The organism is uncultured Litoreibacter sp., assembly GCF_947501785.1.
Classification (GTDB): domain Bacteria; phylum Pseudomonadota; class Alphaproteobacteria; order Rhodobacterales; family Rhodobacteraceae; genus Litoreibacter.
This window is the reverse complement of the sequence record NZ_CANMXB010000001.1, coordinates 1,512,487-1,536,184: the sequence shown is the minus strand read 5'-3', so window position 1 is coordinate 1,536,184 and position 23,698 is coordinate 1,512,487. Positions and strand designations below refer to the sequence as shown.

Genomic DNA, 23,698 nt, shown 5'->3' with positions numbered 1-23,698 from the left:
CCAATTGTAACGTTTCGCAGGGTAATGAGGCGGCGCGGTACAGGCGGGAGCGCCGATGGCCGTCCAAGACGAAGCCGCCCTGGTCAGAAGGCCTCGATGTTTCATCGCCCGGCTGATCAGGGCGTCTTCACTTGGGCTTCGTTTTGGCAAAAATACTCATGCGACGGCTGACGTCAGCGGCACCCTTTCCCCCGGACGGATCACGGCCGGGTCATACGGGTCCCGCGCGAAGACGGCGCGCACCATGTCGCGGAAGAACGCGACGTCCTCGTGGGGGTAGTCGGGGTCGAATGACGACTGGTCCCACCGCTCGCAAAACGTCGCGCAATCGTCGAAGTAGATATGACCCTTATAGGCGTCGCGCTTGTGCTGGTTCCCGCCCACATGGTGGCCGTAATACAGCATCTGGAAATCCCCGTGCTTTTCGACCACCCAGGTGCATTGCTCCCGCACGAAGGGTTTCAGGATCGAGGCCGCGTATTCGTCGTGGTTGTAGGGCGCGAAGATGTCGCCGATGTCGTGCAGCAGGGCGGAGACCACCCAGTCGATGTCGGCCCCGTCGCGATGCGCCCGCGTCGCCGATTGCAGCGAATGGCCCAGCCGGGTGACCTGATACCCCGACAGCGTTTCATCCAACGACACCAAGGCCGTCAGCAGCCGGTCGGCGGTGCCCGAGGCATATTCGACCTCTAGCGGGTGCAGCAGGTCGTAATCGGCTTTGTCGCCATCCTTCATGGCGGTGAATTTGACGGTGTCCATCGCGGCGTCCTCCCCGGTTTGCCAAGCCCACCTTGGCGCAAACCCGGGGCTGTGGGTAGCATTTTTCTGCGCCGTTCGATCGGGTGGTTGACGTCACTATAATCGCGGATAAGGTTAGTCCATGATTCGAGCAGAGGGCCATATATGAAACTTGGCGACGGTGTAGAGCAGGCTATTCATGCCGTGGCCATGCTGGCGGCGCTGCCGGATGGCGGGCTGCTGTCGGCGGCCGCCCTGGCGGAGTTTCACGGCGTCTCTGCCAGCTATCTGTTGAAGCACCTGCAATCGTTGTCGCGCGCCGGCATTATCGCCAGCGAGCCGGGGCCAACCGGCGGGTACAAGATCGCCAAGTCGCCCGACGCCATATCCCTGCTGGATATTGTGCTGGCGGTCGAGGGGCCGGAGCCCGCCTTCAGGTGCCGCGAAATCCGGCGCAACGGGCCGAACCCCATGCCGGATGGCAGCTTCACCGCCCCCTGCCAGATCAACGCCGCGATGTTGCGGGCCGAACGCGCCTACCGCCGGGAGCTTGGACGCGTCACCATCGCCCAGCTCGCCCGGGAGGTTGAGGCCAGCGACGACGGGTCCATCGCCGCGCGCGGCTGCGCCTTCGTGGAGCTGCACATGCGCCCCTCAAACCGACAAACCTAACCCTTGAAAGGACACCCCATGCACCCTCGTCTGGATTACACCAAAGCCGCCCCTGATGCGTTTCAGGCGGTCTACGCGTTGGAACGCTATGTGTCCGAGCAATCCGGGATCGAGCCGCGGCTGATCCATCTGCTGAAGCTGCGGGCGTCGCAGATCAACCACTGCGCCTACTGCGTTGATTTGCATACCAAAGAGGCGCGGCGCGACGGGTTGAGCGAACAATGGATCGCGCTGGTCTGCGTCTGGCGGGAATCGCCCCTTTTCGACGCCCGCGAACGCGCTTTGCTGGCTTGGGTAGAGGCCGTGACCCTGGTTGCCGATGAGGCGGTGCCGGACGAGATTTTTGACGGCATGCGGGCCCATTTCACCGATGAAGAGATCACCAAACTGACGGTCGCGATCGGCACGATCAACATCTGGAACCGGCTGTCGGTTGGCTTTCAGGTGACCCACCCGATTGATCAGGCGTAGATGCCCTTATTAGTGGCAGCGCCGTCCATCATCACCTTTGCCTGCGCCTGGCGGACGTCCTCGTAAAGCGCCAGGGCCGCGGGCTCAAAATTGGCTTGTGGGGCGGGTAGCAAAGTGGCCCGCCCGGATGTGTCGGACCCGCGCGCCAGCATCGCCTCGGTCCGGCCCTCGGCGGGGACAATGTCGGGGCGCATATAGCGGATGACGGCGGCGATGCGGCGGTCATCCGACACATTCGGGCCGGATCCGTGGATCGTCAGGCCGTGATGCAGGCTCATCTGGCCGGGGTGAATTTCAATGTTGACCTTGTCGGCCTCGTCCACATCCACCGCCACCTCCTGCCCGCGCGACAGCAGGTTGTTGGCGTCAAACGTGTCCTCATGCGGCAAGATCGCGTCTTTGTGGGAGCCGCGCACAAAATCCATGCATCCCGAGGCGGGCGTGGCGGGCGACAGCGCGACCCAGGCCGTGACCAGCCCGTCCACCGCGCCAAGGCCCCAATAGGTCAGATCCTGATGCATCGACACAATCTGCGTGGTGCGCGGCTCCTTGATGAAAAATTCGGCGGAAAACACCAGGATGTCCGGCCCCAAAACGCCCTCGACCACGTCGAGCACGCCGGGGTGCATGGCAATGCGGTGGGCCAGCGGCATCACGATGTTGGCGTTGACGCGTTTGTAAGTGTTGAGCGGCAGCGGAAGGTCTGCGTCCAGCCAGTCGCGTTCGATCTGTTGCAGCTCCGCGCGCATCTCTGCGGCCTCGGCCGGGTCCATGACGGGAACCGGGAACAAGAACCCGTCCTGCCAGTATTGTGTGCGAAGGGCGGCCGGCAGCGTGCCGTGATCCAGGGGCAGGGATGCAAGCATGGTTAGGTACCTCCTGCATCAAGACAACCCGTTTGAAGCGCGCAGGTCTTTTCAAAATGCGACACGGGGCCATGTCGCGATCCATCCTCGTTTCATCTTGGCAAAAATATGCACATCCGGCCGCTGGCCTACCCGCGCAGCCTTTTCATATCCGGGTGGCGTACCCAGGGCAGGCGCCGCGCCATGCCGCGTTTGCGCTCGAACACGCTTTCATGGGCCGTCTCGGATGGGTCGCGGCCAACCACCCGCGCCCGGCGTTGCAAAAACAGCTTGCCCCAGCCGCGAAACGTGCCGACCGACGGCGCGTTGACGTCGCGCGGGTAGCGGTCCTGCCAGCCCTCAGGCAGCGGCAGGCCACATCTGGACGCGTTTTCCAGCATCCAGACCAGCGGGATGTTGGACAGACCGCGCGCCGGCTCAAACCCCGTCAGATGCCCGCCCACATCGCCATGGCTGCCGGGGAACCAGACCTGCTTCAGCGTGCCGGTAAAGTCAGGGCGGCAGTTCCACAGCACCGGCGAGAACGCCTTGCGCGTCTCGTTCAGCGCGAGCGCGTGGAAGCCGTTGCGCACCGTGTTGCCCAGCGCGTGGGAATGAAATTCATGCTCCACCGGCGAAAAGCGCCACAAAACCGGTGCGCGAAACCCCAGCGCGCGCACCGTATCCCAGACGCCGACCATTTCGACCGGCGCGCTGTCATAGCAATGGGCGGCGCGGAAGGAAGTGGCGATCAGGCTGTCAGGGTCGATGCGGTAATGGCGAAAGGCCTGGCGAACGTTCCGCTCGGTCGCGTCCTCGGCGCGCAGCAGGCCCACGCGGTCGATGACACCCGCCAGTGACCGCACCGCATAGGCCCCGCGCGAATAGCCAAACAGAAAGATTTTGTCGCCAGGCCGGTAGCGCGAGGCGATGAACCCGTAGGCGCGCCTGATCTGGCGGTTGATGCCAACCCCCGCCAGCACGTCGACCGCCCGCGACAGGCCCTGCCACTGAATGCCCGCCTCGTATTTCAACGACACCGCTTTGTTTGGCCCCATCTCGGAAAGCAGCCGGAACGTGCGTCCCGCATTTGTTTCAAACCCTTCCTCCAGCGAGGACATGGTGCCGTCGAGAATAATGACATGGGTGACCGGACCGCGCGCGGCGGCGGCGGACGGGTGGACCGTCTGCTCTCCGGGCCCAAAGCCCGCCAGATGTTTGAGACGCCCCGACATGGACAACCCATGCCCCAAAAGTCTTTTCATCACGTTAGGCAGGCGCACGGTCGTCTGGTCCTTTCGGCAACATCAAGTCGCGTCACGTTAGGGCAGGTCGCGGGGCGGGGGAAGCGCCGCGCGCGGGATCAGGTGATGATCGTTGCAAACATGACCGAGGCCAGGCCGTAGCCAATCAGCAGCTCCAACACCATGACGTTGAGCATCATCTGCCGGAAACGATGGGCAAGTGCCACAATGGCCAGCGCACATAACAGCAGGTGGAACCCGGCGGCAAAAGCCGCCGCGGAGAAGTAGTAATAGGCGTCCGGCCCGAAACCGGGCTCCAGCACGACCTCGGTCACCACGCGGGCGCTGAAGGCAAGTGGCACAAGCAGCAAACCCAGCGCCATACCCAGCAAGATCATCCACTTTGACACCGTCTTGCGCGGTGGTTGCGCGACGCGGTCGTTGAAATCGGTATTCGCCATCGGGGCCTCGTTGAACGTCAGTGGCCCCCAATATTTTTGCAAATTTTGGCCGAATTATGGTGGCCGCGCGAATAACTGCCGCTGATTTGCGCCGCAACTCGCCCGAAATTCGGGGCGGCCCGGCCGCCTGAAGGTCAAAACCCGATGATCTTGCCGGCCGAGCGGTCTTCGGACAGCCGCATCTCGGACAGGGCCTCCGAAAAGTCGGTCTGCTGCAGCGCGACGGTTCCGTTCTCACCGCTCAGCCGTTCGCAGCCGATCTGGACGGCGCGGAATACCCATTCCTTGATAAAGGCCTGGCTGGCACCGTCCGTTTCCGCGCTCAGGGTGCCGATATCAAGATGGCCGCTGTCATAGTCGCGCAGCTGATGGCGGATGAACCGCGCCCGCAGGTCCGCATCCGGGGCGCCCATGTAGATGCACTGGCTGATACGCCCGGGCCGGTCCTTCAGCGCGTCTTCCATGCGGTCGATGGCGTTGGTGGTCATCACCACGCTGATGGCTTCATGCACCCGCAGCCCGTCCATCTGGTCCATCAGCTCGCCCAATATGCCGGTGTTCATGTTTACGTCGCGGTTGTTGAACATCAGGTCCGCGTCTTCGACAAAGACCACCGATGGCTGGAACAGCCGCGCCAGCGAGAACACGGCCCCCACATTGGCCAAAGACGAGCCGGTGACAAAGATATGGGTGACCTCGGGCATCTCGTTGCACAGATGGCGGCAGGCATAGGTTTTGCCGGTGCCGGGCGGGCCGTGCAGCAACACGCCTCGTTTTGGAGGGACGCCGTTGGCCTTCAGCAGCTCCCGCCGAGTCGCCAAATCGATGACATTGCGTTTCAGCAGGGCGCGGTGCTGCTCGCTCAGCACAATGTCCGCGCTGCCCACCGGGGTGATCGGAGAGAAGAGAACCCGCAGCATTTCCTGCTTCTCCACGTCGCCATATTCGTCACGCCGTTCGCTGCTATAGGACAGATGCAGGATCTTGCCACGATAGACGGAGTTTCGGCTGCTCGCCTCAACGATGTCGTTGATGATCCCTTCGGCCAGCTCCGGGCTGGGGGCGGCGGCCTCCAGATGCGCTTTGCCGGTCACCCGGTTGCGCAGCAGCCGGATCACAAATGCGCTGCTATTGTCGCCGCTGCGATACACCCAAAAGCAGCCGTTGGGCAGGAACTCCTCGCTGCCGGGGCCGTTTGCGAAAGGCACCCGGTTGGCCTTGCCGATGGCACGCACGGTCCATTGGTTGCGGCCGGTATGCAGCAGCTGCGTCAGCTCTTCCATCAGCTCGGATTCGATGACTTTGGCGTGGTCGCCCGCACGGGCCGCCGCTGCGTGGTAGAGGTCGAGATAGCGGTATTCCGGCAGCTCCAGCGCGCTGCAGACCAACAGAGACTTCAACGGGCCGATCAGCTCTTCCAGCCGGTCGTCCATCTGCGGTTCGGAATTGAAAAGGTTAGACAAAAATCCCATTAAATCAGTCTACTCCGCCGCATCATTCATCCAGCCCCACACGCGGTGCGGGGTGAAGGGCATGTCGACATGGCGCACGCCTTCCTCCCAAAGCGCGTCAAGTGCGGCATTGGCCACGGCGGCAAGCGCGCCCACGGTTCCGGCTTCCCCGCAGCCTTTCATGCCCAGATCATTGGCTGTTGAGGGCACGGGTTCGGAATAAAACGCAATCATCGGCACGTCGCCCGCGCGCGGCAGGCCGTAATCCATGAAGGTCGCGGTCAAAAGCTGGCCGTCCTCGTCAAACACCACATGCTCGCTGATCGCCTGGCCGATGCCTTGCACCACGCCGCCATGCACCTGTCCTTCGGCCAGCATCGGGTTCATCAGCACCCCGAAATCATCCACCACCGTGTATTTTGCCACCTGCGTGACGCCGGTGTCGCGGTCGATCTCCACCTCGGCGATGTGGCAGCCATTGGGGAAGGAGCGGCCGGGCAGGGTGGTGGTCTCGGACGTCACCAGCAGGTCATCATTGCCCGCCTCGCGCGCCAGATCCGCCGCCTCGATCAGCGTCATCACCGTGTTGGAGCCTTCGGCGCGGAAGGCACCATCCTCAAACGCCACGTCTGGGACGCCCAGCTGATCGGCCACGAAAGGCTTGAATTTCTCGACAATCGCCTCGCCGGTGGCCTTGATCGCGGTTCCTTGGGTGGTAACCGACCGAGACCCCCCGGTGCCGCCGCCCTTGGCAATCAGGTCGCTGTCGCCCTGCACAATGGTGATCTTGTCCAGCGGGATGCCGGTATAGTCGTGGGTCAGCTGGCGGTAGACGGTTTCATGCCCCTGACCGTTGGACTGGGTGCCGACATACAGCGTCGCGCCCCCTTCGGTGAAGGCGATCTTGGCGGTCTCGGACGGGTCGCCCAAAATGCTCTCGATATAGTAGCAGGTGCCGATGCCGCGCAGCTTGCCCGCCTTGGCCGACGCCGCCCTGCGCGCCGCGAACCCCGCCATATCGGCTTCCTGTTCGGCGCGGGTCAGCACCTTGTTGAAATCGCCCACATCGTAAATCTCGCCCGTCACGGTGGTGTAGGGGAAGTTGCCAGCCGGGATGAAGTTGCGCCGCCGCAGTTCATGTCCGTCCACGCCCAATTGGCGGGCGGCATGATCAATGGCGCGTTCCAGCTTGTAGATCGCCTCTGGCCGCCCCGCGCCGCGGTATGCGTCGACTTGGGTGGTGTTGGTGTAGATGCCCACATTGCGGAACCACGCGGCCTGTACGTCATAGACCCCCATCAGCACGCGGCTGGCCAGATCGGACTGGATGAACTGCGCAAAGCCCGAGTTGTAGGCCCCCATATTTGACGTGGTATCAACGCGGTAGCCGGTCATCTTCAGGTTCTCGTCAAACGCCATTTCCACGGTGGAAACCAGATCACGCCCCGCATTGTCGCTGAGCATGGATTCAGTGCGTTCCGCCTGCCAACGGACGGGTTTACCCAACGCATGAGCCGCATGACCAACCATGAAATATTCAGGGTAATCAAAGGCTTTCATGCCGAAGCCGCCACCCACATCGGGCGTCGTGACATGTACGCTTTCCTTGTCGATCCCCAGCGTGGACGACAGGGAGCCCTTCAGCCCCCACACCCCTTGGCCCGAATAGGCCATGTGCAGCCGGTCGCCGTTCATTTCGGCAAAGCAGCCGCGAGGCTCCATCGAATTGGCAATCACCCGGTTGTCGGCAATCACCACGCTGGTGGTATGGGCCGCCGCCGCAAAGGCGGCCTCCGTCGCGTCCTTGTCGCCTACGGCCCAGTCATAGGCCACATTGTCCGGCGCTTCAGGGTGGATCGCGGGTCCGCCCGGCTCGACCACCATGGAGGCCTCCAGATCGTCATAGTCGAACATGATCAGGTCAGCGGCGTCTTTCGCCTGCGCCATGGTATCGGCCACGATGAAGGCCAGCGGCTCGCCCACAAAGCGCACCCGGCCTTTGGCCAGAATGGGGCGCCCCGGGGCCGCGCCTTTCGTGCCGTCCTGATTGTTGATGATCGACGCGCCCATGTTGTTGGTCACGCCCGCCGCCTCAAATTCGGCCGCCGTCATCACCATATGCACGCCGTCCGCGTCCTGCGCGTCGCTGATATCAAGCACGGTGATCTCGCCATGTGCCACAGAGGACCGCAAAACATACAGATACAGCGCGCCCGCTGGCACGATGTCGTCAAGGTAGCCGCCGGTGCCGGTCAGGAAACGGTCATCCTCAAACCGGCGCACGGGTTGGGATGTGCCGAACTTGCTGCTTTGCTGGTTCATGGGGGCGCTCTCCTTGCTGAATTGATCTGACACTAGCGGGCGGGGGGCCGCTGTCCAGAGATGGCTGTTTCGTTTTGGCAAAAATAGTCAGGACACACGCTCACGTCCCGCGCGGTTTGGCCCGAACAGTGGGCTCCGCCTGTGTCGGGTCCTCCGGCCAGGGGTGGCGCGGGTAGCGCCCACGCATGTCCTTGCGCACATCGGCGTAGGAGTTGGTCCAAAACCCAGGCAGGTCCTGCGTCACCTGCACCGGCTTCTGGCCGGGCGAGAGCAGGGTGATTTTCACCGGCAGGCGGTCTGGCCCCACTGTGGGGTGCACGGTGCAACCAAACATTTCCTGCAGCCGCACCTCGATCCCCGGCACGTCGCCTGCGTAATCCACCTGTGCCTTGCGGCCCAGCGGCGTGGTGATCGCGGCGGGGGCCAGCCGGTCGATGTCCTGCAGCGCCTCCCAGCTCAGCGAGTTGCGCAAGGCCTCGGCCAGATTGACCGATTTCAGGTCCGCAGCCGTCTTCTTGCCCGCCAGATAAGGCAGCAGCCAATCCTCCAGCGAGGCCAGAAGCCCCGCATCCGACCAATCCACCGCGTCGCCCAAATACCGCCCCCGCGCCCGCAGCAAGGAGGCAGGCTTTGACCAGTTCAACGCGCCCAAACCCAGATCGCGCACACCCTCCAGCAAGGCCCGTGCCACGGCGTCGGGGTCGGGGTCCTGCCAGATGCGGTCATCCAGCACCAAGGCGCCCAGCATCTCCTGCTTGCGCGTCAAAACGCGCCCCTCGCGGCGAGACCATGCGCAGACGTCGCGCCAAGCGATCTGGTCTGCAAAAAGCCCGCGCAGCTCTGCCTCGCTGACCACGGCGGCTGCGCGCACCCGCGCCTCCCGCGCGTCGCCGTCCAGATCGGCCACGGCCAGCAGCCGCTGGCTGGCCAATGCGTCCTCGGCCGGCACCACCGCGCCCTTGCCGCCTGATAGATGATACCGCGCATCCGCGCCCTTGCGGCGCAAGGCCACGCGGTCGGGGTAGGCCAGTGCCACCATCTCGCCCAAGGACCGCCTTTCGCCCTTGGCAAACCGCGCCAGCCGCTTGGCCTCCGCGTTCACTTCGCGGCTCTGCGCGTCCCGCATCCGCGCCGCCAGATCAAGCGTGCGCGCCGCCCCTGGCCGGGCCGCCAACACAGCCGCGACCGAGGCCGCCTCAGCCCCCGACAAGGCCAGCATATGCGCCAGCCTCGGATGCAGCGGCACCCGTGCCAGGGCGCGCCCATGCTCAGTGATCCTGCCTTGGGTATCCAACGCGCCCAGCATCGCCAACACGCGGCGCGCGGCGGCAAATGCGCCCTCGGGCGGCATGCTCAAAAAGCTCAAATCAGCAGGCTCCGCGCCCCATGCCGCCAGATCCAGCGCCAGCCCCGCCAAATCCGCCGTCTCGATCTCGGGCGGGGCAAACGCGCCCATCACGCCTTCCTCGGCTTTGGTCCACAGCCGGTAGCACACCCCCTCCGCCACGCGCCCCGCGCGGCCCTGCCGCTGCGTGGCCTCCGCTTTTGACGCCCGCTCCGTCACCAGCCGTGACATGCCGGACCCGGCATCGTAGCGCGCGCGGCGCGCCAGCCCGGCATCGACCACCACCCGCACGTCCTCAATGGTCAGCGAGGTCTCGGCAATGGACGTTGCCAGCACCACTTTGCGCGCGCCGCCTTCAGCAGGCGCAATCGCCGCGCGTTGGGCGGCAAAGGGCAGGGCGCCATAAAGCGGGCGCACCACAACGCCCGCAGGCAGGCTCAACGCGCCCGCCACCCGCTCAATCTCCCGCGCGCCGGGCAGGAAGGCCAGCACGCCGCCCTCCGTCTCCGCCACGGCCAGCGCGATCAGCGCGGCCATATCTGCGTCCAGCCGCGCGCCGGCGCGGCGGGGTGTGTCCAGCCAACGGGTTTCCACCGGAAAACTGCGCCCTTCCGAGGTCACCACCCGCGCGCCGCCCAGCAACGCGGCCACGGGGGCTGCATCCAAGGTCGCCGACATCACCAGCACCTTCAGGTCCTCGCGCAGCGCCCCGCGCGTCTCCCACACCAGCGCCAGCCCCAGATCGCCATTGAGGGACCGCTCGTGAAACTCGTCAAACACCACGCAGCCCACGCCCGGCAATTCGGGGTCAGCCTGCACCATGCGGGTCAAAACGCCTTCGGTCACGACCTCGATGCGCGTGGCTTTGGAAGTCTTGCTCTCGCCGCGCATCCGGTAGCCGACGGTTTCGCCCACGCGCTCCCCCAAGACCTGCGCCATCCGCTCCGCCGCCGCCCGCGCCGCCAGGCGGCGCGGCTCCAGCATGATCAACCGGCCCGAAAAGGCCCCGGCCTCCAGCAAAGCCAACGGCACCCGCGTTGTCTTGCCCGCCCCCGGTGGGGCTTGCAAAACACAAACGCCCCCGCCGGTCATCTGACGGGCAAGGGCGTCTATCACATCTTCTATCGGCAAGCGGCTCATGGCCCCTGTCTAGCGCCCACGTCTCCAAGGCACAGCTTCTTTTTGCCAAAAATATGCCGGGGGAGGAGCGTCAGCGACGGGGGCAGAGCCCCCTAAATGAAAACCGGGGCAGAGCCCCTCCTTACCGCCGCGTCATCGTCGCATTGCCATAAAGCGTTTGCGTGACCACCTTCTCCACCCGGTACCGCCCGTCAGCCGTCTTGGCGTAATACAGGTTGAACGGGAACCGCGTCTTCTCGGCCATGTCCTCGGCGGAAAAGCCCTTCAGCCGCCGGTACTCGCCGTCGCATTTGATCATGTTGCCATCCGCGCGCGGGCTGGCCAGCTTCACCTGGGACCGGCGCTTGCCGTCAAACATCTGCACATTCAGCTTGCACACATCCGCCTGATCGACGTCGCGAAACGCCGCATAAATCGCTGTCTGCGGGTCCACCGTGCCCTTTTGCGAGGCGGGGTTCAGGTCGCCGGTTGATCCCGCCACCACCTTTGGCACGCCGCCCGAATAGGTCATGGTGGTCTTGGATTTGCGCTTGCCGGTATCGGCGTTCTCGTCATAGCGCCAGGGCCGGAACGACGACCCCTTCACCGCACCTTTGGCCGATGCGGTGTATTTCAGCGATTTCACCAGCCCAACCAGCCCGCCCGATTGCAAAACGCCGGTGGTGGAATAGCTGCCCCCCTGTTCCGACCCTTTGACCGTCAGGGTGCCGGCGGTGATCCCACGAATGGCCACGCTGAACACCGCGTTGGTAGACCCGTCAGACAGGGCAGGGGTGCCGCTCAGGCAGGCAACAGAGGCCAAACCAAACAAAATACGCTTCATTACTCTTACCTCGCAGATGCAATTCTTGCTTGCTCCTTCATATTGGGGCTTCCACAAAGGGGAACCACCCCCTTCACGGTGAATGGGGCGAAAAAACAAGCGAAAGACCGCGCAGCGTTGAAACATATTGAAGAATTGGCCGCCAAAGTCACCAGCGGGGAGCGCCGTGCGCTCGCGCGCGCCATCACGCTTGTCGAAAGCGGCCGCGCCGATCATCAACAGGACGCGCAGGCCCTGCTGCAATTGGCAGGCCAAAAGGGCAGGCAGGCCCTGCGCATTGGCCTCTCTGGCACCCCCGGCGTCGGCAAATCCACCTTTATCGAGGCCTTTGGCACGCATCTGACGGCTCAAGACCTGAAAGTTGCCGTGCTGGCGGTCGATCCCAGCTCAACCCGCTCCGGCGGCTCGATCCTGGGCGACAAAACCCGCATGGACCGGCTGTCGCGCGACAAAAACGCTTTCATCCGGCCCTCACCGTCGCAATCGCATCTGGGCGGGGTCGGGCGGCGTACCCGCGCGGTCGTGGCGCTGTGCGAAGCGGCAGGTTTCGACGTGATCCTGATCGAGACGGTGGGCGTCGGCCAATCGGAAACCATGGTGGCCGAGATGTCGGACATCTTCACCCTGCTGCTGGCCCCCGCAGGCGGGGATGAGCTGCAAGGCGTCAAACGCGGCATCATGGAGATTGCCGACCTTATTCTGGTGAACAAGGCCGATGGGGAGTTGAAACCGCAAGCCATCCGCACCACGGCAGATTACGCCGGTGCGCTGAGGTTGCTCAGAAAGCGTGCGCAAGACCCCGAAGGCTTCCCCAAGGCGCAACCTGTCTCCGCGCTGGAGGAAGACGGGCTGACGCAGGTCTGGCAGGACATGACCACGCTGGCCGATTGGCGCAAGGCCCAAGGACACTGGGACAAAAACCGCGCCCGGCAGGCCGTGCATTGGTTCGAAGAAGAGGTCCGCACAAGGCTGCTGTCGCGGCTGACGACCGACCCAGCGATCAAAGCGCAGATGGAAACCCTGTCAGCGCAGGTTCAATCACGCGCCACAACGCCGGCAAGCGCCGCAGAAACGCTGCTGAGCACCCTGCGCCAAAGCGATCCGTGACCCCATCACTGTTTCAAAAATACCTCGGGGGAGGAGCGTAGCGACGGGGGCAGAGCCCCCATAAAGCATGATGCGCCGCGCAGCGGCCCATTTTGATCCGCCCACGCCCCATTCCCCGCTTGACGCCCACAGACTCACTGGCTAAACCGCGCGGACAGAATTCAGAGGGTCGTGACCGGCCCTTTTACGTTATGAAAAGGAAACGTCATGTCTCGCGTTTGCGAACTTACTGGTAAAGGCCCGATGACTGGCAACAATGTCAGCCACGCCAACAACAGAACCCGTCGTCGTTTTCTGCCGAACCTCAATGATGTGACGCTGACCTCCGACACGCTGGGTCAGTCCTTCAAATTCCGCATCTCGGCAGCGGCGCTGCGCACCGTGGATCACCGCGGCGGCCTCGACGGCTTCATGGCGAAAGCCAAAGACGCCGAGCTGTCCACCAAGGCGCTGAAAGTCAAAAAGGACATCGCAAAGGCGCAGGCAGCCGCCTAAGCCCCGCGCGACGACCGGATTTGAAAACGGCCTCGGCCCACTCGGGCGGGGCCGTTTTCTGTTGCGCACCCCACATCTGCGTGAGCCTGCCGGGCTGCGACGCCATTGCCCCTTCACAATCCCCACAACGCCCCGTATCCCGAACCGGATATGAGCATGCTGCGCACCTTCCTGATGGGCTTTCTGGCCGCCGCGATGATCCTCACCTCCGGGGGGATGGCGGTTGCCCGCACCGCCCCTGACGGGCAGACCATGGTGATCTGCACCGGCATGGGCGTGGAAACGGTCACGCTTGACGCCAATGGCGAACCGATGGACGCCCCGCCAATCTGTCCCGATTGCGTCATCCACGCCGTAGCGGTGCTGGAAAATGGGCCGCGCGTCTCGGGCCCTACAAGTAAGCTGACGCTGCTGCACCCGACCCCGGCGGCGCAGCTCACCTTCTCCTTTGAAGCGGTGCAGGCCGCGGCCCGCGGGCCGCCTGCTGGTGCGTAACTCGCACCCGGCCCACCAAATACAACTTTTCAAAGGACGACACAGATGTCTTTCAAATCCACCCTCTTTGCTGCCGCGCTGACGCTGGCGCCTTTCGCGGCCTTGGCCGAAGACGCCAAGATCATGGTCATGGACCCCTACGCGCGCAGCTCCACGCCCAGCTCCAAATCGGGGGCGATCTTCTTCGAGCTGATGAACCACGGCCCCGCCGACCGGCTGATCGCCGCCTCCACCCCCGCCGCCAATGAGGCGCAGCTGCACACCCATCAGGAAGACGCCAATGGCGTTATGAAAATGCTCCATATCGAAGAGGGCTTCGAGGTCCCTGCAGAAGACTCCGTCACCTTCGCGCGTGGCGGCAAGCATGTGATGTTGATGGGGCTGACCGGCCCGCTGGAAGATGGCGCGACGGTGCCGTTGACCCTGACGTTTGAGAACGCGGGCGAGGTGACGGTTGACGTTCCGGTCGATCTGAAACGCAAACCGGCGCATGGCGACAGCGGTCACGGTGATCACGGTGATCACGGAAATCACGGGGCCGGCCACGGGCACACGCAAAAGGCGGATGACAGCTAAGGCTTGGGTTAACGTATACGGCCACGCCGGCGCTATTGGCTTGCGTGGCCCGACCACAACACAACTACGGTAATTAAGTACCACTTTAACCTTAGCGTAAGATTTGCTCTTCCCAAGCGGTCATTCCAAAAGGTAAGGAATTCCTTACCTTTTGGAATGACCCATGACCGACCGCATCCTCTTCGTATGTCTCGGCAATATCTGCCGCTCCCCCCTCGCGGAGGGGGTGTTGCGCCGACGCGCGGAAGAGGCCGGGCTTGATCTGTTCGTTGACAGTGCAGGCATCGGCGATTGGCATGTGGGCGACCCGCCGGATGCCCGCGCCATGGTGGCGGCCCGCAAACATGGTTTCGAGATTTCTGCACAACGCGCGCGGCAGTTCAGCTCGGAAGATTTCTCGCGCTTTTGCTACATCCTGGTGATGGATCACGACAACATGACCGAGGTCGAAGCCCGCCGGCTTCCCGACGACGAGGCCAAGGTCGACATGCTCACCAAATTTGGCAGCGGTACGCAGGGCGAGGACATCGCTGATCCGTATTATTCAGGCAAGTTCGACCCGGTGATTGCCAAGATCGAGGATTGCGTGGCGGGGCTGATCGCCTATCTCAAGGACGAGCAGGACCGCTCCGCGTCCGACGCAAACACTTTGTAGCGCTTCCAGAAGGCCTCGTTGCGGGGGTTGTCCGACTGGCGGACATCCTGCGCCTTTTGCGGGTTCGGGAAGAAGCTGGCCGCCAAAGACTGGTCGCTGGAAGACAGCTGGGTGTTGGCCACGGCCTGGATACAGCCGCAGAGCTGGCGGTTTGACGCCTTGCGGTCGGACCTGTTGCAGGCGTTTGAAATGGGGCCGGTGGCAAAGCTGGCCTGATAGCCGCTGCCGCCCGTTGGCGTCGCCAGCCGCCCGCCGCCGCAGCCTGCCAGCACAAGCGACAGCGCGCAGGCCGCCGCGAATTTCATTTGTTGGGTCATGCGTACCGCCCCTCAATTGCAAACCCTGCTGCCGGTGCCGGCTCGGGTCCGCGTTACCTCACATCGCCCGCTTATTGGTCTGCGGGTCGTATTGGGCGCAGCATACAAAAAAACCACGGCGAAACGCAATCGCCGCGGTTTTCACTTTTTGGCGCAGAGGCGGGCGCAAGCGGGGGCTCGCCGTCTCTGCTCCGGGTTAATAGTTGGCGTTGGCCTCGACCTGAAGGAACTGGCCGTTGGTGGGGCCGGTGACGCCTTGGGGCGGGGAAACGGTTTTGCCGGTTGTCACACCCACGCGGTCGCGTCGCACGAACAGCGTGTTGGCCTCGCTGTAGCCCGCATCGCGCACAATGCCGGTGCCGCGGTTCGGGCGGTAGTTGATCGGGTTGGAATAGCTGCCCGTGTAGCCCGTCACATGCGTGTGGACATAGCTAACCAATTGGTCGGCAGAGGCGGCAGAGGCAGACAGGCAGAGAGCGGCAGCGGCGATACGGAACATCAAAATCATCCTATTACAGAGGGCGGCAGAACAGATTTGCTTACCATCCGTTAACCCTTTGATGCCGTCAAGTTATTGCCATATTTCAAAGGGTTAAGACGGTTATTTGGTGTGTCGCATGATGTAAACCGCTATCCCTGCCATGATTGTTTCCGCACCGGAAACGCCGCTCGCCGCAATAGCGCCACATTTCAGACCTTGGGGGCGTAGGTGATTCACCCGCCCGGCGGCGCAAGGACCGCGGGATGCGGATGAGGCACGACCACCTCGCATCCCCCATTGACCAACCCCGCAAAGCCCTACATATCAACGCCATGACAGACCTCGCACATATCCGCAATTTCTCCATCGTGGCCCATATCGACCACGGCAAATCCACGCTGGCCGACCGGTTGATCCAAGAGACCAACACCGTGGCCGAGCGGGACATGAAAGAGCAGATGCTCGACAGCATGGATATCGAGCGGGAGCGCGGCATCACCATCAAGGCCAACACGGTCCGGATCGACTACACCGCCGATGACGGGGAGCAATATGTGCTCAACCTGATCGACACCCCCGGCCACGTGGACTTTGCCTATGAGGTCAGCCGGAGCATGCGCGCCGTCGAAGGCTCGCTGCTGGTCGTGGACTCCTCGCAAGGTGTCGAGGCGCAGACGCTGGCCAATGTCTACCACGCCATCGACGCCGACCACGACATCGTGCCGGTGCTCAACAAGATCGACCTGCCTGCCTCCGACTGCGACCGCGTGGCGGAGCAGATCGAGGACGTGATCGGCATCGACGCCACCGGCGCCATTCAGGTTTCCGCCAAAACGGGGCAGGGCATCCACGAGACGCTGGAGGCCATCGTCAAGGAACTGCCTGCCCCCAAGGGCAACCGGGACGCGCCCCTGAAGGCCATGCTGGTGGATTCGTGGTACGACAGTTACCTCGGCGTCATCGTGCTGGTCCGCATCATCGACGGCGTGCTGAAAAAGGGCGAGCGCATCAAGATGATGTCGAACAACTCGACCCACCACGTGGACCGCATCGGCGTATTCAAGCCGGAGCGCGAGGATATCGCGGAGCTTGGCCCGGGCGAGATCGGCTTCCTGACGGCGTCGATCAAACAGGTGCGCGACACCCGCGTCGGCGACACGATTACGCATGAGAAAAAGGGCTGCGAAACCCCGCTTCCGGGCTTCAAGCCGTCCCAGCCGGTGGTGTTCTGCGGCCTCTTCCCGGTGGACTCAGCCCAGTTCGAGGACCTGCGCGACGCCATCGAGAAACTGGCCCTGAACGACGCGTCCTTCAGCTACGAGATGGAAACCTCCGCCGCCCTCGGCTTCGGCTTCCGCTGCGGCTTTCTGGGCCTCTTGCACCTCGAAGTGATCCGCGACCGGATCGAGCGCGAATATGACATCGACCTGATCACCACCGCGCCGTCGGTGATCTACCACATCCACATGCGCGACGGCGAAATGATGGAGCTGCATAACCCCGCCGACATGCCGGACCTGACCCATGTCGACCATCTGGAGGAGCCGCGCATCAAGGCCACCATTCTGGTGCCTGACGAATATCTTGGCGACGTGCTGAAGCTCTGCCAGGACCGCCGCGGAATTCAGGAGGACCTGACCTATGCCGGCTCCCGCGCGATGGTGGTCTACGACCTGCCGCTGAACGAGGTGGTGTTCGACTTCTACGACCGCCTGAAATCGGTGACCAAGGGCTACGCGTCGTTTGATTATCAAATGACCGGCTACCGCGAGGACCGCTTGGTCAAGATGCAGATTTTGGTGAATGACGAGCCGGTAGACGCGCTGTCCACCATGGTCCATTTCGACCGCGCCGAGTCCCGTGGCCGCGCGATGGTCGAAAAGCTCAAAGACCTCATCCCCCGCCACATGTTCAAGATCCCGATCCAAGCCAGCATCGGCGGCCGCATCATCGCCCGCGAGACCCTCTCTGCCATGCGCAAGGACGTGACGGCGAAGTGTTATGGCGGGGACGCGTCAAGGAAGCGCAAGCTGCTGGACAAGCAGAAGGCGGGTAAAAAGAAGATGCGGCAGTTTGGGAAGGTGGATATTCCTCAAGAGGCGTTTATTTCGGCGTTGAAGATGGATGGGTAAGAATGAGAATTTACGAACCAGATTTCTCTAAAGATGGCGTTGACTTTTTTCAAGAGATGAAGAAATGGCAAAACTCTGTAACGCTAGATCGCATTGAACGACTTCAAGCAATTAAAACACAACTTGAAGTCGATGACATTTTTAATCCCCGTGACTTCCAGTCTGTTCGTTATGAGACTGGTTCACAGGGAGAATGGGCCGAGCACATCGGTGTATCTTCTGCAACGGTAGGCAATTATGAGAGAAATCTCACTACGCCAAACGCGAGCCGACGACGAGAAATCGCAAAGGCAATATCATTCTTTATTGACCAACAAAAGCGAACCATTGATCTTGCCGAGGAAAGAGTTGGAACAAACATCGATGTCCTTGCAGCAAAAGACAAGTTGCGTGACACCGTTCTAGAGGCTTCCCTTACAGATTTTTCATTTGACCCTTCCGTACAACAGATTGTTCCAGTTCCATTTGCTGAAGATGAAGATAATCGGTCGAGCAAACTGTTGGAACAGAATCGAAACGACCTCGCATCCGCACTCCGAGAACACGCTGCAGACATCTCAAACTCTCTAAGTAACTCCAATATTGGCGGTCTTAGACGGCTCGTCTCGTCACTCAAGAGTTATGAATTGGAGTGTGCAAAGGTTCGTGCAAATCCAAGAAGGCTCTATCGCCTCGGATTGACTATTTCTAGAGCCAGTACAAATAGGCAAGTTGTCGAAATTGTCTCGGAAGAAGATTTGTCGGAGTTAAATGGTTTTCGGCAAGACCACCAAGAACTAATGCGTCTCTACTACCGAGAAGCGTTGCTGAAGCTACAATCAATTGATGAGTTGGAAATAGTCGAGCAATTTGATTTACCTTCAGGGCAGGACTTCCGGAACTTTGCAGAGGAAATTGAAAAGGCCAAAGATAAAGACGGAAATAAGATATTTGACCCCGAAATTTCAAACCTTTTGATTGATATCTCATCTGAGGTTCAAGAGCTGGAATCAGATGAGATCCTAGCTGATACGGCGGCAACGAAAGAAATCGTGCGGAAAAGAAAGGGGCAGGCCGTGAAAAATGGTGCTATCCTCGTTGGACGGTTTGTCATCTTTGCGGGTTTTTTAGTTGCAGTAGACCCGCTTGTCGCAATCGGGGTCGCGGGGTCGATTGCGTCAATACTTGGCTTCATTGAACAAGGAAAGCCGGGTCTTATTCAAAAATACTATGAACAAATGCGTCAGGCTCTTCCTTTCCTTCCACCTTATCCGTTCCAAAGGCAGTAAATTGATCTTGATGACCCTTCCATAGGAGCTGCTTTCATCTAAAACGGCTTTCGGCGTGACATCTTACCCCCTCGTTTCCCCCTGACCCCCTCCCTACATTGAGGTATCCACAACACACCGCAATTCTTGAGGGGACGCCGCCCATGTTCAAATTCCTGTTTGGCAAGAAATCCGTTGAAGCCGTCAAAGAGACCCAGCGGGAGACCGTGACCCGCGCGATGGGGGAGGTGAACGACATCCTCGCCCTGATGGCCGAGAAGCCGAATGTGTCAGTGGATCTCAACACCGGGTTGGTCCACATCGTGCTGCCGGAGCAGATGCCGGACGAGGCGCTTGCGCTGCCCGCGCCCGAGGACACGCCGGAGCCTGAGGTCGACACCACCGAGCCAGAGCCGGACACCGAGGCCAAAGACGACGCAGAAGAAGAAAAGGCCGCCGCCTGATCCTGCGGGCGGGGCTGCTAAGCCTTGCAGTCCTGACGGGCTGCGCAGGACCGAACCATCTGGGCAACCCGCTGACGTTGCCGGTCAGAGGCCTGGCCTCAGCCTTGGAGAATGCCAGCTACAACAGCCAACGGCGCGCGGTCAAAAGCTGGATCGCCACCAACGCCGCCGCGATGCGCGCGGAAGGCTTCCAAGGGCCAGTGACCGATGAATTGCTGGCGACACTACCGGTGGACCACCGCGAGAAGGTCCGCCGCGAGATCGAAGAGGTAGCCTCCTTCCCCGATTTCACCGAGCGGGCGACGGTGATTGTGATGGTGCATCGCGACTGAGTCGCCACCACACCCGCGAAAATTCCGTGAAAATCTGAAACATCCGCGCCAACCGACGCCGCGCTGCCGCGCCCAAATTTGCTCTTGCGGCAACCGGGCCGGGGCGCAGGGAAATCCGGGACCATCCCCAATTCATCCACAGGCCTGTCCCCCGCCCGTGCAGGTTTTCATCCCCAAGAAATGCGCCGCCGCGGACAGATTTCATTTGCCCGAACGCCTCACCAAGCCCAATCTGACCCTACCGCAGCAGAGTTCTTTGAACGACGCGGTGGACGCAAAGACCCTCTGGGGGAACTGGCGCAAGGGGATAGGAGCTTCGGTTTCAGGCCCCAAGCGTAAAGACCACAGAGACGCAGGTCGGACTGTATGGGGGCGAAAGTCTCGAAACGGAAGGGCGGTGTCAGCAGGGGCGGCGCGGGGGATCGCAGGTTTTCGGATCGGTGGTTTCGGCTGAAAGGGGTGACCCTTGAAGGCAAGCTGGGCCGGCAATCGCCCTCTGGGGGGATGATAGGTTCAAGGAAGGCGTCAGGGTGTGCCGCAAGGCACGAACGCGAAGGTTTCGGCCGGAGCACCTGGCGCTTTTTCTTGTTTTACCCCCAAATTTCGTGAAATTACCCTGCGTCACGTCATTTCCGCGACGGTTTTCCCCCTTATTTTTCGATCCAAATCAGCCGAGACAGGGCGCATCACATTTGGGAGGATACGCAATGCTTGTTTCGACCTCATATCTTGTTGCCGGCATTATTGCCCTCGCGGCCTTGGTTTTGGTTGTTTGACCCGTGCGGGGCCCGGTTTGCGCCCTCGATTTGCCCAAGGCCTCATCGCTTGAGTGTTATTGATTTGCCGCGATGCCTGCGCTGGGGCAGAGTTGCGGCCATGCGGCTTTTCGTGATCCTTCTCTTGCTGTGCCAACCCGCTGTCGCGCAGTCGCGATACGAGTTGGACAACTCGCTGCGCGACCGCGCCAAGTGGAAGAGCTTTGGCGTTGAGGACTGGGTGACGGGCGACCCGATTGAACGCGCGCGGGCGGGGCGGGGCCGCGTGCAGACCTTTGAGCTGAACAGTATCGGCGGCGACACCCCCGTGGCGCGGCTGAAATCGCTGATTGCGGTCGCGGAGGCGGGCCCCAAGGGCTATGACGCGGTGCATGTGGGCGGGCCGAAGAAGCCGCCGAAACGCCCGACGCAGATGACCCTGCGCGAGATCGCCGCCTGGGTGAAGGCCACCCCCGGCCAGCCACATGCAATTGGGCGATACCAGATCATCCCGTCGACGATGAAAGAGCTGATCCGGCGGTCCGGCTTCTCCCCTCAGACGCGGTACTCGCCGCAGGTGCAGGACGCCTTTGCCGACATTTTGTTGGCCGATGCGGGGTTGCAGAAATTCCAGAAGGGGCGCATCTCGCGCAAGCGGTTCATGAACAACCTTGCCCGCATTTGGGCGGGGCTGCCGACGTCCAACGGCAAGAGCTACTATGACGGATATGCCGGGAACCGGGCTACGATCAGTCTGGCCTTCTATCGCCAGCAGATGGCGAAGTTCTTCCCACGCTCAAGCTGACAGGAAGACGCGCACCGTCGCCTCAAACTCGCGCGGCTTTTCGGCGTGCAGCCAGTGGCCCGTGCCAGGTAGCTTGGCGAAGCGCGCCGATGGGAAGAGCGGCTTGATGATAGGTCGATGTTCCCGCAGGACGTAGTCAGAGCTGCCACCCGACAGAAACAGCACCGGCTTGTCAAAGCTGCCGGAAACCTCGGGGAAGCCGATGATTTTGGGCATCTCCGCCTCCAAAACATCGAAGTTCAGCCGCCATTCCTTGGCCTTCACGTCGAGGGATTGCAGCAGGAAGGCGCGGATACCGTCTTCTTCGACGAACTGCGCCAATTGGCGGTCGGCGTCGCCCCGGGTTGCAACCTGCGACAGGTCGATCTTGCGCATCGCCTCGATCAGATGCGCCTGCGTGTGGCCGTAGCCCACAGGTGCAATGTCGGCAATCACCAGCTTTTCAACCAGCTCCGGGTGAGCAAGGGCCAGCACCATCGCGGATTTGCCGCCCATGGAGTGGCCCAAAACGTGCGACGGGCCGATGTCGCGCAACACCTCCGCCAGATCGCCCGCCATATCCGCGTAGCTTTGCGTCTGCCCGCGCGGGCTTTCGCCGTGGTTGCGCATGTCGACCGCGGTGACGTGGAACTGGTCGGACAGGCGTTTGGCGATCACCCCCCAATTGCGGGCGGAGCCGAACAGCCCGTGGGCGATCAGGAGGCGGGGCAGGGCGGGGTCGCCATATGTGACGGTTTTCAGCATCACGAGCGGCGTAACACGGGCGCGGGGGGCTTGGAAAGCGCAGGGGTGGGGTTGTAAGGAGGGGCGTCTTCTTAGGTGAGAGAGTCGTGGAACCCATCGTCATTCAGCAACTGACCAAGCGCGTGTTTGAGCTGCTTGAGGAAACGATGGGCGCCAAGGGGCGGACATTGGAAAAGCGGCTTACCTATGTGCAGCGCAAGCTGCCTGGGCGGGTCAAGCGCGCCGGCGCGGTGTTGGTCAGTGCCCAGGGTATGGCGGACAGCCCCCGGCTGGCGATGCAGCTGGACAGCGAAACGGTCAGCGCCGCCTATGACGAGATTGAACGTTACCTGAAAGAGCTGGATGTGGCGGCGGAGAAATCCCGCAAGCGCTACAACGTCATGGCGGCGGTTGCGGCGCAGTTTCTGCTGGTTGTGGGGGCTTTGGTCGCGCTGCTGGTCTGGCTTGGATACATTTGACTAAGGTCGGATCTGAGTATTTTTGCCAAAACGAAACATGAGTGTTCCGTATGAGGCCGCCCCCCGCTTGAGAGGCGGCCGTTCTCTATTTAGTGCGCCGGTTTGATGAACGTGTCGTTGCGCAGGTCGGCCATGGCCTGGCGCAATTCCTCTTGCGTGTTCATCACGATGGGGCCGTGCCAAGCGACAGGTTCCTCAATCGGCGCGCCTGAGATCAGCAGGAAGCGGACCCCTTGTTCACCTGCTTGCACGGTGACCTCGTCGCCCGTGCCGAATTGGATCAGCGTGCGGTCGCCGGAGAGGTCGCGGATGTTGACTTCTTCGCCGCGCACCTCTTTCTCCAACAAGATGCCTGCGGGTTGGGAGGCGTCGCGGAAATTGCCCGCGCCCTCGAACACATAGGCAAACGCGCGGCGGTAGGTGTCGACCTTGAAGGTCTTGCGCACGCCGGCCGGCACCGTGATGTCGAGGAATTGCGGATCGGCGGCGATGCCGTCCACAGGGCCTTTCTTGCCCCAGAACTCGCCGATAACCACCCGCACCTTGGTGCCGTCATCGTCGATGATCTCCGGAATTTCGCCTCCTTCGACGTCCTGATAGCGGGGCGCGGTCATTTTGAGCGAGCCCGGCAGGTTGGCCCAGAGCTGGAAGCCGTGCATCTGGCCTTGCGCGTTCCCCTTCGGCATCTCCTGATGGAGAATGCCGGAGCCCGCCGTCATCCACTGCACCGCGCCGTCCCGCAGCTTGCCGGTGTTACCCAGGCTGTCGCTATGTTCAACCTCGCCCTTCAGCACATAGGTGATGGTCTCGATGCCGCGATGGGGATGCCACGGGAAGCCGCGTTCGTAATGCGCAGGGATATCGTTGCGGAAATCATCCATCATCAGGAACGGGTCCAGCATGGTGGGATCAGTAAAGCCGAAGGCGCGGTGCAGATGCACGCCGGCGCCCTCCATTGTGGGCATCGCTTGCGAGGTTTCTTTGACGGGTCTGATGGACATGATTGCGTCCTCCTTTGCCCCCTAGGTAGGGCCTTGCGCGACGCGGAACAATCGCATGGGCGCACGGGGGCAGTTCTGCGACGCACAGAGGGTCGGTTTCGGGCAAGACGGGTGCGCCATAG

General features: G+C 62.1%; 25 protein-coding genes. 13 read left to right on the top strand and 12 right to left on the bottom strand.

The features are described from left to right. Nucleotides 1–156 precede the first annotated feature (156 nt). A complete protein-coding gene (locus Q0899_RS07620; protein ID WP_299191931.1) occupies nucleotides 157–759 on the bottom strand; it encodes an HD domain-containing protein in 603 nt (200 codons plus the stop codon). Nucleotides 760–903: 144 nt separating this feature from the next. On the opposite strand from Q0899_RS07620, the gene Q0899_RS07615 reads away from it, so the two are divergent. Continuing rightward, complete coding sequence (locus Q0899_RS07615; protein ID WP_299191929.1) at nucleotides 904–1,410, top strand: Rrf2 family transcriptional regulator; 507 nt, start codon at nucleotides 904–906, stop codon at nucleotides 1,408–1,410. Between the two features lie 18 nt (nucleotides 1,411–1,428). After that, the gene (locus tag Q0899_RS07610) at nucleotides 1,429–1,881 is read left to right on the top strand and encodes a carboxymuconolactone decarboxylase family protein (protein WP_299191927.1); all 453 of its coding nucleotides are present in this window, start codon (nucleotides 1,429–1,431) and stop codon (nucleotides 1,879–1,881) included. On the opposite strand, the gene Q0899_RS07605 is transcribed toward Q0899_RS07610, so the two are convergent. The 7 genes from Q0899_RS07605 to Q0899_RS07575 all read right to left on the bottom strand — a co-directional run bounded on the left by Q0899_RS07605 (nucleotide 1,872) and on the right by Q0899_RS07575 (nucleotide 11,512). Next, nucleotides 1,872–2,747, bottom strand: coding sequence for a phytanoyl-CoA dioxygenase family protein (locus tag Q0899_RS07605; RefSeq protein WP_299191925.1), 876 nt, complete (start codon nucleotides 2,745–2,747; stop codon nucleotides 1,872–1,874). The two genes, Q0899_RS07610 and Q0899_RS07605, sit on opposite strands and share 10 nt — an antisense overlap. A gap of 128 nt (nucleotides 2,748–2,875) precedes the next feature. After that, nucleotides 2,876–4,009 (bottom strand): DUF2235 domain-containing protein, encoded by a 1,134-nt coding sequence (locus Q0899_RS07600; protein WP_299191923.1) that lies wholly within the window; start codon nucleotides 4,007–4,009, stop codon nucleotides 2,876–2,878. Between the two features lie 80 nt (nucleotides 4,010–4,089). After that, on the bottom strand, nucleotides 4,090–4,431 hold the full coding sequence (locus tag Q0899_RS07595; protein ID WP_298296999.1) for a hypothetical protein: 342 nt from the start codon (nucleotides 4,429–4,431) through the stop codon (nucleotides 4,090–4,092). Between the two features lie 134 nt (nucleotides 4,432–4,565). Next, nucleotides 4,566–5,903, bottom strand: a complete 1,338-nt coding sequence (locus Q0899_RS07590) for an ATP-binding protein (RefSeq protein ID WP_298356400.1) — start codon at nucleotides 5,901–5,903, stop codon at nucleotides 4,566–4,568. A gap of 9 nt (nucleotides 5,904–5,912) precedes the next feature. Further along, nucleotides 5,913–8,204 (bottom strand): xanthine dehydrogenase family protein molybdopterin-binding subunit, encoded by a 2,292-nt coding sequence (locus Q0899_RS07585; protein ID WP_299191920.1) that lies wholly within the window; start codon nucleotides 8,202–8,204, stop codon nucleotides 5,913–5,915. Between the two features lie 100 nt (nucleotides 8,205–8,304). Then, entirely contained in the window at nucleotides 8,305–10,689 is a 2,385-nt protein-coding gene (hrpB, locus tag Q0899_RS07580) for an ATP-dependent helicase HrpB (protein WP_299191918.1), read from the bottom strand. A 121-nt stretch (nucleotides 10,690–10,810) separates the two neighbouring features. Next, a complete protein-coding gene (locus Q0899_RS07575; RefSeq protein ID WP_299191916.1) occupies nucleotides 10,811–11,512 on the bottom strand; it encodes a DUF3108 domain-containing protein in 702 nt (233 codons plus the stop codon). 117 nt (nucleotides 11,513–11,629) lie between these two features. On the opposite strand from Q0899_RS07575, the gene meaB reads away from it, so the two are divergent. The 5 genes from meaB (at nucleotide 11,630) to Q0899_RS07550 (ending at nucleotide 14,840) form a co-directional block, all read left to right on the top strand. Continuing rightward, on the top strand, nucleotides 11,630–12,619 hold the full coding sequence (gene meaB, locus Q0899_RS07570) for a methylmalonyl Co-A mutase-associated GTPase MeaB (protein WP_298297015.1): 990 nt from the start codon (nucleotides 11,630–11,632) through the stop codon (nucleotides 12,617–12,619). A 207-nt stretch (nucleotides 12,620–12,826) separates the two neighbouring features. Then, the gene (rpmB, locus tag Q0899_RS07565) at nucleotides 12,827–13,114 is read left to right on the top strand and encodes a 50S ribosomal protein L28 (RefSeq protein WP_298297017.1); all 288 of its coding nucleotides are present in this window, start codon (nucleotides 12,827–12,829) and stop codon (nucleotides 13,112–13,114) included. 156 nt (nucleotides 13,115–13,270) lie between these two features. Then, the gene (locus tag Q0899_RS07560) at nucleotides 13,271–13,609 is read left to right on the top strand and encodes a hypothetical protein (RefSeq protein WP_298297019.1); all 339 of its coding nucleotides are present in this window, start codon (nucleotides 13,271–13,273) and stop codon (nucleotides 13,607–13,609) included. A 45-nt stretch (nucleotides 13,610–13,654) separates the two neighbouring features. Beyond that, on the top strand, nucleotides 13,655–14,185 hold the full coding sequence (locus Q0899_RS07555; RefSeq protein ID WP_299191912.1) for a copper chaperone PCu(A)C: 531 nt from the start codon (nucleotides 13,655–13,657) through the stop codon (nucleotides 14,183–14,185). A 163-nt stretch (nucleotides 14,186–14,348) separates the two neighbouring features. After that, the gene (locus Q0899_RS07550) at nucleotides 14,349–14,840 is read left to right on the top strand and encodes a low molecular weight protein-tyrosine-phosphatase (protein WP_298297025.1); all 492 of its coding nucleotides are present in this window, start codon (nucleotides 14,349–14,351) and stop codon (nucleotides 14,838–14,840) included. Here the strand turns inward: Q0899_RS07550 and Q0899_RS07545 are convergent. Then, on the bottom strand, nucleotides 14,789–15,157 hold the full coding sequence (locus Q0899_RS07545; RefSeq protein WP_298297028.1) for an arginine transporter: 369 nt from the start codon (nucleotides 15,155–15,157) through the stop codon (nucleotides 14,789–14,791). The two genes, Q0899_RS07550 and Q0899_RS07545, sit on opposite strands and share 52 nt — an antisense overlap. Before the next feature lie 196 nt (nucleotides 15,158–15,353). After that, nucleotides 15,354–15,656, bottom strand: a complete 303-nt coding sequence (locus tag Q0899_RS07540; protein ID WP_298297031.1) for a hypothetical protein — start codon at nucleotides 15,654–15,656, stop codon at nucleotides 15,354–15,356. A gap of 314 nt (nucleotides 15,657–15,970) precedes the next feature. Between Q0899_RS07540 and lepA the strand changes: the two genes are divergently transcribed. From lepA to Q0899_RS07515, 5 genes are all read left to right on the top strand, one after another. After that, nucleotides 15,971–17,770 carry a translation elongation factor 4 gene (lepA, locus tag Q0899_RS07535; protein ID WP_298297034.1) on the top strand — a complete coding sequence of 600 codons (1,800 nt, stop codon included), beginning with the start codon at nucleotides 15,971–15,973 and terminating at the stop codon, nucleotides 17,768–17,770. Between the two features lie 2 nt (nucleotides 17,771–17,772). After that, a complete protein-coding gene (locus Q0899_RS07530) occupies nucleotides 17,773–19,038 on the top strand; it encodes a helix-turn-helix transcriptional regulator (protein WP_299191909.1) in 1,266 nt (421 codons plus the stop codon). Between the two features lie 143 nt (nucleotides 19,039–19,181). Further along, the gene (locus tag Q0899_RS07525) at nucleotides 19,182–19,481 is read left to right on the top strand and encodes a hypothetical protein (protein WP_299191907.1); all 300 of its coding nucleotides are present in this window, start codon (nucleotides 19,182–19,184) and stop codon (nucleotides 19,479–19,481) included. A 77-nt stretch (nucleotides 19,482–19,558) separates the two neighbouring features. After that, a complete protein-coding gene (locus Q0899_RS07520) occupies nucleotides 19,559–19,813 on the top strand; it encodes a hypothetical protein (protein ID WP_299191905.1) in 255 nt (84 codons plus the stop codon). 888 nt (nucleotides 19,814–20,701) lie between these two features. After that, nucleotides 20,702–21,373: a hypothetical protein gene (locus Q0899_RS07515; RefSeq protein ID WP_298356422.1), complete on the top strand. Its 672-nt coding sequence runs from the start codon at nucleotides 20,702–20,704 to the stop codon at nucleotides 21,371–21,373. Here the strand turns inward: Q0899_RS07515 and Q0899_RS07510 are convergent. Then, nucleotides 21,365–22,117: an alpha/beta fold hydrolase gene (locus tag Q0899_RS07510; RefSeq protein WP_298297047.1), complete on the bottom strand. Its 753-nt coding sequence runs from the start codon at nucleotides 22,115–22,117 to the stop codon at nucleotides 21,365–21,367. The genes Q0899_RS07515 and Q0899_RS07510 overlap by 9 nt on opposite strands. An 86-nt stretch (nucleotides 22,118–22,203) precedes the next feature. Here Q0899_RS07510 and Q0899_RS07505 point away from each other — a divergent pair, with 86 nt between their 5' ends. Continuing rightward, entirely contained in the window at nucleotides 22,204–22,575 is a 372-nt protein-coding gene (locus Q0899_RS07505; RefSeq protein ID WP_298297050.1) for a hypothetical protein, read from the top strand. A gap of 89 nt (nucleotides 22,576–22,664) precedes the next feature. Here the strand turns inward: Q0899_RS07505 and Q0899_RS07500 are convergent, their stop codons facing one another. After that, nucleotides 22,665–23,576, bottom strand: a complete 912-nt coding sequence (locus Q0899_RS07500) for a pirin family protein (RefSeq protein ID WP_298297053.1) — start codon at nucleotides 23,574–23,576, stop codon at nucleotides 22,665–22,667. Nucleotides 23,577–23,698 lie beyond the last annotated feature (122 nt).